This is a genomic window from Kitasatospora sp. NPDC058048 (assembly GCF_042885555.1).
Lineage (GTDB): Bacteria > Actinomycetota > Actinomycetes > Streptomycetales > Streptomycetaceae > Kitasatospora > Kitasatospora lactacystinica.
The window spans coordinates 22,140-31,379 of the sequence record NZ_JBHVRT010000033.1 but is presented as its reverse complement, the minus strand read 5'-3'; the positions used below and the strand labels follow the sequence as shown (position 1 = coordinate 31,379).

The 9,240-nt window shown below is 73.6% G+C and carries 9 protein-coding genes; 2 read left to right on the top strand and 7 right to left on the bottom strand.

Annotated features, from left to right (window positions below; translation table 11 throughout):
• Positions 1–104: 104 nt before the first annotated feature.
• The 7 genes from ACFVVA_RS29565 to eccB all read right to left on the bottom strand — a co-directional run bounded on the left by ACFVVA_RS29565 (position 105) and on the right by eccB (position 6,073).
• Entirely contained in the window at positions 105–404 is a 300-nt protein-coding gene (locus tag ACFVVA_RS29565; RefSeq protein WP_387693831.1) for a hypothetical protein, read from the bottom strand.
• On the bottom strand, positions 397–846 hold the full coding sequence (locus tag ACFVVA_RS29560; protein ID WP_387693830.1) for a YbaB/EbfC family nucleoid-associated protein: 450 nt from the start codon (positions 844–846) through the stop codon (positions 397–399). Before ACFVVA_RS29560 ends, ACFVVA_RS29565 begins: the two co-directional genes overlap by 8 nt.
• 141 nt (positions 847–987) lie before the next feature.
• The gene (locus ACFVVA_RS29555) at positions 988–3,303 is read right to left on the bottom strand and encodes a hypothetical protein (protein WP_387693829.1); all 2,316 of its coding nucleotides are present in this window, start codon (positions 3,301–3,303) and stop codon (positions 988–990) included.
• A 93-nt stretch (positions 3,304–3,396) separates the two neighbouring features.
• Positions 3,397–3,765 (bottom strand): hypothetical protein, encoded by a 369-nt coding sequence (locus ACFVVA_RS29550; protein ID WP_387693828.1) that lies wholly within the window; start codon positions 3,763–3,765, stop codon positions 3,397–3,399.
• 23 nt (positions 3,766–3,788) lie between these two features.
• On the bottom strand, positions 3,789–4,097 hold the full coding sequence (locus ACFVVA_RS29545; protein ID WP_359899441.1) for a WXG100 family type VII secretion target: 309 nt from the start codon (positions 4,095–4,097) through the stop codon (positions 3,789–3,791).
• Positions 4,098–4,129: 32 nt separating this feature from the next.
• Complete coding sequence (locus tag ACFVVA_RS29540) at positions 4,130–4,456, bottom strand: hypothetical protein (protein WP_359899443.1); 327 nt, start codon at positions 4,454–4,456, stop codon at positions 4,130–4,132.
• A gap of 75 nt (positions 4,457–4,531) precedes the next feature.
• Positions 4,532–6,073: a type VII secretion protein EccB gene (gene eccB, locus ACFVVA_RS29535; protein WP_387693827.1), complete on the bottom strand. Its 1,542-nt coding sequence runs from the start codon at positions 6,071–6,073 to the stop codon at positions 4,532–4,534.
• Positions 6,074–6,276: 203 nt separating this feature from the next.
• On the opposite strand from eccB, the gene ACFVVA_RS29530 reads away from it, so the two are divergent.
• Together ACFVVA_RS29530 and ACFVVA_RS29525 are read left to right on the top strand one after the other, a co-directional pair.
• On the top strand, positions 6,277–7,812 hold the full coding sequence (locus ACFVVA_RS29530) for a flavin monoamine oxidase family protein (protein WP_387693826.1): 1,536 nt from the start codon (positions 6,277–6,279) through the stop codon (positions 7,810–7,812).
• Positions 7,809–9,227 (top strand): glutamate-cysteine ligase family protein, encoded by a 1,419-nt coding sequence (locus tag ACFVVA_RS29525; protein WP_387693825.1) that lies wholly within the window; start codon positions 7,809–7,811, stop codon positions 9,225–9,227. Before ACFVVA_RS29530 ends, ACFVVA_RS29525 begins: the two co-directional genes overlap by 4 nt.
• The last annotated feature ends 13 nt before the right edge of the window (positions 9,228–9,240 follow it).

Sequence of the window (9,240 nt, the reverse complement as noted above, 5' to 3'; positions counted from 1 at the left end):
GTGCACTCCTGGCAGTGGACGAGCGGGGAGGGGGGTGCCCGGCGGCGGAGGTCCGGCGGACCGGTGGGGCCCGCCCGGACGCGGGGCGGGCCGGAGGGGCCTCGTCAGGCGTTCCTGGCGTCCTGGTCGGCGTCGTTGAGGATGTTGGAGGTGTTCGTCCCGCCCCTCCCGGCGCTCTCGACCGTCTTCCGCACCTTCTTGAACAGCGCCGTGATCGACGTGGTGGGCTCGTCGACGTTGTCGTGGTACGTCGTGCCGATCTCGTCGCTGCCGGCCGAGTTCTTGTTGTACTGGTTGATCTCCCCCGTCTTGACCTCGAACTCCTGGAAGAGGTCGGACAGTTCGGGGTACTTGGAGAACTTGTCGGTCAGGTCCGACAGCGCGGTCAGCCTCGGCTTAGCCACGGAACTCCTCCTGCCGGTCGCGCTTGCGCCGCTCCTCGGCCGCCGCCGCGTCGGCGAACCCGGGCCGCATCTGCCGCAGCGGGGCGAAGAGGTCGCCCAGCTCGGTGCCGCCGGTCATCGAGGCCGCCAGGGTCTCGCCGAGGCCGCTGAACCCGCTCATCGTCTCGGCCACCCGGTCGCCCATGTCGGCCCGCGCGGTGTTCAGCACGTCGATGAGGGCCTTGGACAGCTCGCCCGGGGCCATCGAGCGGTAGGCGGTGGTGTGGAAGGTCAGCGACACCACCTGTCCCTGCGCTCCGACCACGGCGGTGACCAGCCGGTCCTTGGAGGTCACCGAGGCGGTCGCCGTCTCCAGCTCCTTGGCCGCCGCGGCCATCCTGGCCTGCTGCTCCCCCAGCGCGGCCATCGCCTGCTCGATCTGTGCGGTGAACGGGAACTCCACGCCCGCACCTCCCTCTCTTCCCGAGGGTGCGTCCCGGGCCCGGAGGTGTCGGGCCCGGGACGCACCGGTCCATGGGGTCGTACGGTCCTCTCTACGGCTGCGCCCGCCCGCCCGGTTCGACTCCGGCCGCGAGCGCCCCGATCAGCGGCCGATGACCCCCGTCACCGCACCGGAGTCGGTGCCCCAGACCTCCTCGTCCTCGGACAGCCAGGTGGTGCGCTGGCGCTCCTTCTCACCCTGGCCGCCGGCGGCCCCGGCGCCGGCACCGGCACCCATCGGCGGCATCATCGGGCCGCTCATGCCGCCGGCGCCGCCCGTGGTCGAGATGCCCCGGCCCATCAGCTGGGACTCCTCGGCGGCGGCCGTCGCGGCCCGTCCCGCGGCGGAGCGGCCGGCCTGCGCCTCGGCGGCGAGTTCGGCGGCCTTGGCCGCGTCGCCCATCACCGCCGACCGGCCGCCGATGCCGATGGTCGGCGGGCCGGACGCGCCGATGCCGCCGATGCTGCCGCGGCCGCCCGAGCTGCCGAACGACTGGCCCGCCAGGTCCGGGCCGCCCTTGAACGAGGTGGTGATGCCACCCGTCCCGGTCCCGGTGGAGATCCCGCCGAACGACGGCAGCCCGGTCCAGTTGCCTCCGGTGGAGACTCCTCCGCCGGGGTAGCTGACGCCGGTGCCGGGGCGGCCGGCGATGATGGCGTGCGCCTGGTCGTTCATCAGCTGCTCGAACTGGGAGACCGGCCTGCCGTCCGACCCCCGGACGATGCCGTCCTTGTCGATCGTGTCGTCCTTGCCGAGCACGACCGTGTTGCCGTTGGCGTCCTTCAGCAGGTTGCCGTCCGGGCCGGTGACGGTGCCGTCGTCGTTCCGCTTGGAACCGACCGGCACCTTGAACGCGCCCCCGCCGGTCGTGTTGTCGGTGCCCGGCACGGTCGTCGGCTTGCTGACCGTCGTCCCCGGGGGAACGATGATCGGCTTGCCGTCCTTGCCGAGCACCGGCTTGCCGTCCGGGCCGATCACCTCGCCCTTGCCGTTGACGGTGCTGCCGGGCGGCACGGTGATCGGGTTGCCGTCCTTGCCGAGGACCGGCTTTCCCTTTCCGTCCAGCAGCGTGGACTGGCCGCCACCGGGGCCCTTGTTGCCACCGATGCCGCCGGGGTTCCCGGGCACCGTGGTGGGCGGTGGAGGCGGGATCTTGCCCGTGCCGGAGCCGCCCCCGGCGCCCTTCTTGTCCTTGTTGTCACCGATCCCGCCGATCCCGCCGGTGCCGCCACCGCCCGCACCGCCGCCCGCACCGCCGTCACCCGCACCGCCGCCGCCGGTACCGGGCGGCGGCTTGGGGCCCTCCTGGGTCGGCGGCTTGTCGGCCGGCAGCCACTTCTGCGGGGGTTCGAGCTTCTGGAGGACGGCGGCGGCGTGCGCGTACGCCGTCTTGAAGGTGGCCATCACCTCGGTCGCCTGCTTGTCCAGGACGATCTCGATCCACGAGGTCCAGATCTTCTTGGAGATCTCGTCGATCCACGCCTTCAGGGCTTCCTTGTCGTCCGGCGACGGGGCCGCTCCGGTGGCCGTGAATTTGAAGGTGCGCGTTCCGTCGCCGTTCGTGGTCATCGTCGGCGTCACGTAGGCCGTGGCCGCGCCGAAGGCCGAGTGGACGCACTCGGAGGGCCAGGAGAACGACACCCCCTTGCCGTCCTTGTCCAGGTCGTCGTTCTTGAGGATCCACTTCGTCCCCCCCTCGAGTCGTTTGTCCGGGACCGCCCTCCAGGCGGCGTAGCCGCTGTACAGCCCCTTGTACGCGGCGCGCAGCGCCTCCGCGGTCTCGCGCAGGCACTTCGCCTTGGCGTCGGCGTCGTCGCCGAGCTCGACGTGCACCTGGATGAGCTGGTTCCGCAGCCCGATGAGGACTTCCTTGAACCGGCCCGCCGCGCTGCCCTGGAACTCGCTGCCGGCGCCCTCGACGCTGTCGGCCCAGCCCTGGACTTTCCCCTGCTGTTCCTTGACCCAGGTGTTGACGGCCGAGATGACCGTCGCCGCCTGATCGAACGTCGCGGCATTGGTACGGTCGTTGAAGCCGCCGCCCCAGATCAGCGGGCCGAGGATGTTGTCCGCGGCGTGCCCGAAGTGCCCGAGCGGGGTATCGGTGTCGCCGGCGGGCGGCTGGAGCTGCCAGAAGTTCCAGTCGACCGTGACGCCGACGATGGTGCTCCTCTCGTAGACGTCGCCCTCGGCCTTCGGATAGACCCACTCGGCCCACATGTCGAAGCCGGCCTGGCCCTTGTCCTTGTCGTACGGCTTCAGTGCGTCGTTCGTCGACTTGAGGGTGCTGCTGACCTGGATCCCGGTGATCCACGGTTTGCCGATGACGGCGTCCCGGCTCGTGATCGAGCTCTGGGTCGAGGCCGCGAACGCCGCCAGGCCGTCTTCCCACGGATAGTGCTTCGGTGCTGTTTCTGCCATGACTTCCTCCCGGAGGCACACGGGGCGGAGCGGGAACGGAACGGGTGTCGGTCCGGCCGTCGGACGGATGGTCCGCCCGACGACCGGGGGCGCTCAGCCGGTGCTGGTCGGGGGCTTGGAAGTGCCGCCGCCCAGGACGTCCTTGAAGAGCTCCATCGTCTCCGCCTCCGTCAGGCTGTGGTCCTCGCCGTCCGCGAACATGACGCCGGCCATCTCCAGATCCAGCTTGGTGTGCTTGGCCTCGGTCTGGATCGTGGTCAGTGCGTCCTTCACACTGCCCATGAAGGCGTCGACGCCGGTCTTCAGCGTCTGGATCTCCAGCACACTGGTGTTGCCCGGCAGCACCGGCGGACAGTTCTGCACCGTGTTCGCCTCCGTGCCGAGGTCGATCCGGAAGGTCTCCAGATTCGTGGCGAACGCCTTGAGGCCGCTGGTCGAGACCTTGATCGTGGTTTCACCCATGGGGAGCGCCTCCGCCCTCTCGACTAGCCGAACTGCTTGCGCGCGCTCTGGTCGGCCTCGTTCATGATGTGGTGCATGTTGGTGAGCTTCCCGCCGGCGGCGATGATGTCCTGGTTCATCTGTCCGGCGTTGGCCGTCACGGCCTGCTTGAACTCCGTGAAGGCGTCGGCCGCGGCACCCTGGAAGTTTCCGCTCTCGGTCAGGGAGTTGAGCTTCCGCTCCACCTCCCACAGGGCGTCGTCCATCAGCTGGCCCGCCTGGCCCAGCTCGCTCGCCGCCTGGGCGACGGTCTCGTGGTGGAGCTGGATGCTCCCGAAGTTGTCCATCGACATGTGCTCGTTCCCTTCCTCTCCGTGGCGCGCCGTCAGGCGCCGTTCAGCGCGTCGACGATGCCGTCGGCCGCGTGCAGCCGGGCCTCTTCCTCGGCGTGGCTGAGGACCTGGTCGGCGACCTTGGTGGACTCCGCGAAGCGCTCGAACGCGCCGATGACCGTGTGGTAGCGCGTCATCCAGTCCTCGACCTTCTGCTGGAAGGTCGAGCTGGCCCCGGAGATGTATCCGCTGGCCAGTTCCTGCTTGATCCGCTCGACCGTGCGGCCGGCGGTGATCATGCCCTCGATCTGCTGCTCGATGTCGGACAGCGCCTTGCGGATCGCCTCGTCCTGTTTGTTCAAGTTCGCCGGCGTGCTCACCAGGTGCTCCTTTCTCTCCGCGCGCCGGTCGCGCGCGGCTCTGATCGACTCAACGGGACCGCCGCGACCGGCGGTTCAGCCGCAGGTCGCCGTCGTGGCGGCGGACACGGCGGCGTCGAGCGCAACCCCTGCGACGGGCACGGCGGCGGTTCCGGGAACCCCTGCGGTGACCGCCGCGACGGTGGGCGCTGCCGAGGCCGCGGCGTCCGCCAGGGCCGCCGGGTCGAGGCTCGGGCCGGCCGGCAGCAGGGCCACCACCGCGGCCGGGACGGCGACCGGCGTCGCGCCGCCGTAGCCGAGCTGCTTGACGACCGCCGCCGAGGGCAGCGGGTAGCGCACCCCGGCCTCGGTGACCAGGTACTCGGTGCCACCGGCGCCGGCGCCCGACAGGGCTCGCACCAGAGCACCGCGCCCCGGCCGGACGGCGATCCGGTCGGCGACGGTGCAGGCCGGCCCCGCCGTGCCGCTCGCCGGACCGGCCGGGGCCGCCGGGGGGCGGCCCTCGTAGGCCCGGCCGGCGGGCAGCACGGTGACGGCGGTGGTCGGGGCGCCGGCGCCGGTGTGCAGGTCGGCGCAGACGCCCTCGCCGTGCAGCGGGGCGACCAGCGCCGGCGGCGCCTCCGGGAGCCCCGGGGGAGGCGGCCCGCCGGGCGCGGTGTGCCCGGCGAGGTCCAGGGCGCCGATCGGCGCGGGCGCCGGGGCCGCGCTGCCGTACGCCTCCTTCTGGGTGCGCGGGTCACCGAGCAGCAGGGCGTACAGGGTCGGGGTGAGCGGGGCGAGGCCGTCCTTGGTGAGCAGGTAGTGCGCGCCGCCGGGGGCCTCGAAGAGCTGGCCGATCCGGGTCGGCTTCCCGCCCAGCGCCGGGCCCGCCTCGCCGCGCCGGGCGACGGCGGGCGCCGCGAGGTCGGGCCCGGCCGGCAGCGCGTTCAGCACCCCGGCCGGCACCGGGAACGGCGTCGCACCGCCGTAGCCGAGCGCCTGGAGCGCCTGGTTGGCGGTGTCGACGCGCAGCCGCTGGCCCTGCCAGAGCAGATGCGTCGAGCCGTCCGGGGCGGCGACCAGCAGACCCTGGCCGGGCGCCAGCGCCCGCCCCTCGGCCGCCGGGTCCACCAGCAGGGCGAGCTTCGGCACCGGGGCGCCGGTCGGGCCGGGCTGGGTGGTGGCGCAGACCAGCCAGGTGCCGCCCGCCAGGTCGGCGGCCGGCGGCAGCCCGTCCGGGGCGCCGACGATCCCGACCGGGGCGCCGCGCGGCGCGTCCGCGATCGACGCCCGGCTCACCTGCCGCACCGTCATCTGCTCACCGGCCAGCAGCCTGGCGCTGGTGTCGTTCAGCACCGGGTGCAGCTGCCCGCCGATGGACAGGTACCGGGCACCGGTCTCCTCGACCACCACCAGCGTGCCGGGCTTGGCCCAGCCGTCACCGCCACCGGGCCGGATCACCCCGTACACCGTGACGCCCAGCCCGATCAGCACCCCCACCGCCAGGCCCGTCATGGTGCCCCGGGTGGTACGCCCGGTGGGGGTGTCCGGCGCGTCGGGCTCCGCCCGCAGCATGCCCGAGGCCAGCCTGCTCATCACGAACAGGTGTGCCTGCACCTGGTCGCGTCGGGACTGCATCCAGTTCCTCCCCGGTTCCTCACGGACGCACCCGCTGCTTCGCGGCCGCACCGCTGCGCGCGCCCACTTCGGTCCTACGGCCCCCCGCACCGGCCGGGTTCACCGCCCCCACCCGTCACTCGCATCGGCGCCGCGAAGTGGCATGCCCGGGGTGCCTGGCCGAGGCTGGGGCGGGGGTCCAGCCTCAGAGGGGTACGGTGCCGATGTTCGAGACGAGCTTTGCCTTCCCGCGCTCGCTGGAGAAACCGGTGGCCGGCGCCCGGGGCCGGGTGGCGGTGATCGGGGCGGGCGTCTCCGGGCTGGTGTGCGCCTACGAGCTGCAGCGCCGCGGGTTCGACGTCGCCGTGTACGAGCGGGCGAACCGGCCGGGCGGGCGGGTGCGCACCCACCGCTTCTGGGACGGCACCCACGTGGACCTCGGCGCCATGCGCATCCCCGGCAACCACCACTGCGTGCTGCACTACGTCTCCCGGTTCCGGCTGGCGACCCGCCCCTTCGTCAACGCCAACCCGCACGCCTACTACCACCTGCGCGGCCGGCGGGCCCGGGTGCGGGACGTCGCGGCGCTGTTCCCCGCGTACGAGCTGCGCCCGGCCGAGCGGCAGCCCCCGGGCCCGGTGCTGGACCACCTGCTCGGCTCGGTGTGGCGCACCCTGACCGTGGAGCAGCAGCGCCGCACCCTGGAGGGCCACTGGGACGACCCGGCGCTGGAACGGGCGGCCTCGGTGTCGCTGTGGCAGTTCGTCCACGAGCACCTGTCGCAGGACGCCTGGGACCTGGTCGGCCACGCCACCGGCCTCGCCCACTACGAGCAGTCCTCGCTGCTGGAGGTGCTGGTCGACTACTTCGGCCTGTTCCACCGCGGGCAGGTCGAGCTGGTCGACGGGCTGGAGGCGCTGATCCACGCCTTCGTCGGCTCGCTGCGCCCCGGCACGCTGCGGCTCTCCACCCAGGTCGACGAACTGGCGCTGACCACGGACGGCGTCCGGCTGCACGGCCGGCGGATCGGCGCCCGGCTGCACGAGGACGTCGACTACGTGGTGTGCTGCGTCCCGGCGCCCGCGCTCGACCGGATCACCGTCACCCCGGGCCTGCCGCACGCCCAGCGGCACGCCATCCGCGGCATCAGCTACGCGAGCAGCATCAAGACCGTCCTGCACCTCACCCGCCGCCGCTGGGAGCTGGAGGACGGCATCCACGGCGGCGGCAGCTTCACGGACCTGCCGATCCAGCAGTGCTGGTACCCGTCGGACAACGCGGTGCGGGCGAAGAAGGACGGGGTCAACGGCAGTTCCGGCCCCCGCTGGGCAGTGCGCGACCCGCTGCGCTCGGCCGAGCCGACGGCCCTGCTCGGCGCGTACCTGTGGGGTGCCAACGCCCGCCGCTTCGCCGCCCTGGAGCCGGCGGACCGGGACGCGCTGGTGCTGGACTGCCTGGAACGGCTCCACCCGGGCATCACGGGGGACGTGGACGACATCGTGCACTGCAACTGGGACGTGCAGACCGGCATGGGCGGCGGCGCCTTCGCCCACCTGACGCCCGGCGAGCACACCCGCTACCTGTCCGTGCTCGGCTCCGCCCACCCGGCGGAGCAGCCGCGGATCTTCTTCGCCGGCGAGCACCTGTCCGGCGCCCACGCCTGGTGCCAGGGCGCGGCGCAGTCCGCCCTCGGCGCGGTGGGCGCGCTGCTCGACCGGGCCGGGCACCCCCGGGTCGTCACCCGGGTGGGGGCGGTGTGACGGAGGACGAGGCCCGTCCGGCGCCGGACCCCGCGGACCCGGACCCCGCCGCGGACCCCGCCGCGGACCCGGGCCCGGCACTCGGCCGGGCCGAACTGCTGGCCCCGTTCCGGCCCGGCCGCGGCGAACTGATCGGCATCGAGGTCGAGTGCGGCCTGGTCGACCCGGTCACCGGACTGGCCGCCCACTACGACGGCGAGCGCGGCGTGCTGGCCGTCCTGGAGGCCGTGCTGGCCAGGTGGGGCGGCGAGCGGCAGGAGGACGCCGGACGGCTGACCGGGGTCCGGCTCCCGGACGGCAGCCAGATCACCCTGGAGCACGGCGGCCAGATCGAGTACTCCTCGACGCCCGTCCCGTCCGTGGCCGAGGCGGTGGACGACATGCGCGCCGCCCTGGAGCAACTCGCCGAGCTGGCCGACCGGTTCGGCCTCGCCCTGCTGCCCGGCGCCTACCTGCCCTTCGACCGGCTCGCCGACATGCGGTGGGTGCCGATGACCCGGGGCGCCATCATGCGGGACTACTTCACCGGGCTCGGCGAGCCCGGCAGCCGCGCCCGGTACGTGATGGCACTGTCGCTGTCCACCCAGGTCACCCTGGACTACCTCTCCCCCGCCGACTTCACCCGCAAGCTGCGGATGCAGACCGCCGCCGCCCCGGTGGTCTCCGCCCTGCTCGTCAACTCGCCGCTGCAGGAGGGAAGTTCATCCAGCGGTCGGCTGTCCCACCGGTGCTGGGCCTGGCTGCGGATGGACCCCCGCCGGGGCGGAGTGCTGCCGCCCGCGCTGCGCCCCGACGTCACCACCGAATCCGTCGTCGACTGGGCGCTCGACATCCCGCTGATCCACTACCGCACCCCGGACGGCCGCTACCACCCGGCTCCACCCGGGCGCACCTTCGCCGAACTGCTCCGGCACGGCTACCCGGACGGCTCGCGGCCGACCCCGGCCCACTGGAGGGCCCACCTCAACCAGCTCTGGACCAGCACCAGGGTCCGCGACACCCTGGAGCTGCGCGCCTCGGACGGCCCGCCGTACCCGTTCGTCCCGGCCGTCCCCGCGCTCTGGGCCGGACTCAGCTACCACCCCGCCTCCCTCTCCGCCGCCTGGGAGCTGCTCGGCCGCTACACCCTGCACGACCACCGGGCGGCGCTCGCCGAGCTGCCCGCCCTCGGCCTGGCCACCCGCCTCGGCGGCGACCCGGTCCGCCCGCTGGCCGCCGAGCTGCTGCGGCTGGCCCGGGCCGGCCTCGCCGCCCGGATCGCGGCCGGCCTCGAACCGCCGCACGTGCTCGGGTACCTGGACCCGCTGGAGGAGATCCTCGCCACCGGACGGACCTTCGCCGAGCAGTGTCGCAAGCGCTGGCACGGGGACCTGCGCCGCGACCCGGCCCGCTACGTCGCCGCCTACCGGGTCTGACGCCCCGGCGGCC

Bases quoted from the DNA above. Each gene is read 5' to 3' on its own strand.
- ACFVVA_RS29550 (WP_387693828.1), bottom strand. From the start codon at position 3,765: ATGGGTGAAACCACGATCAAGGTCTCGACCAGCGGCCTCAAGGCGTTC.
- eccB (WP_387693827.1), bottom strand. From the start codon at position 6,073: ATGCAGTCCCGACGCGACCAGGTGCAGGCACACCTGTTCGTGATGAGC.
- ACFVVA_RS29555 (WP_387693829.1), bottom strand. From the start codon at position 3,303: ATGGCAGAAACAGCACCGAAGCACTATCCGTGGGAAGACGGCCTGGCG.
- ACFVVA_RS29530 (WP_387693826.1), top strand. From the start codon at position 6,277: ATGTTCGAGACGAGCTTTGCCTTCCCGCGCTCGCTGGAGAAACCGGTG.
- ACFVVA_RS29545 (WP_359899441.1), bottom strand. From the start codon at position 4,097: ATGTCGATGGACAACTTCGGGAGCATCCAGCTCCACCACGAGACCGTC.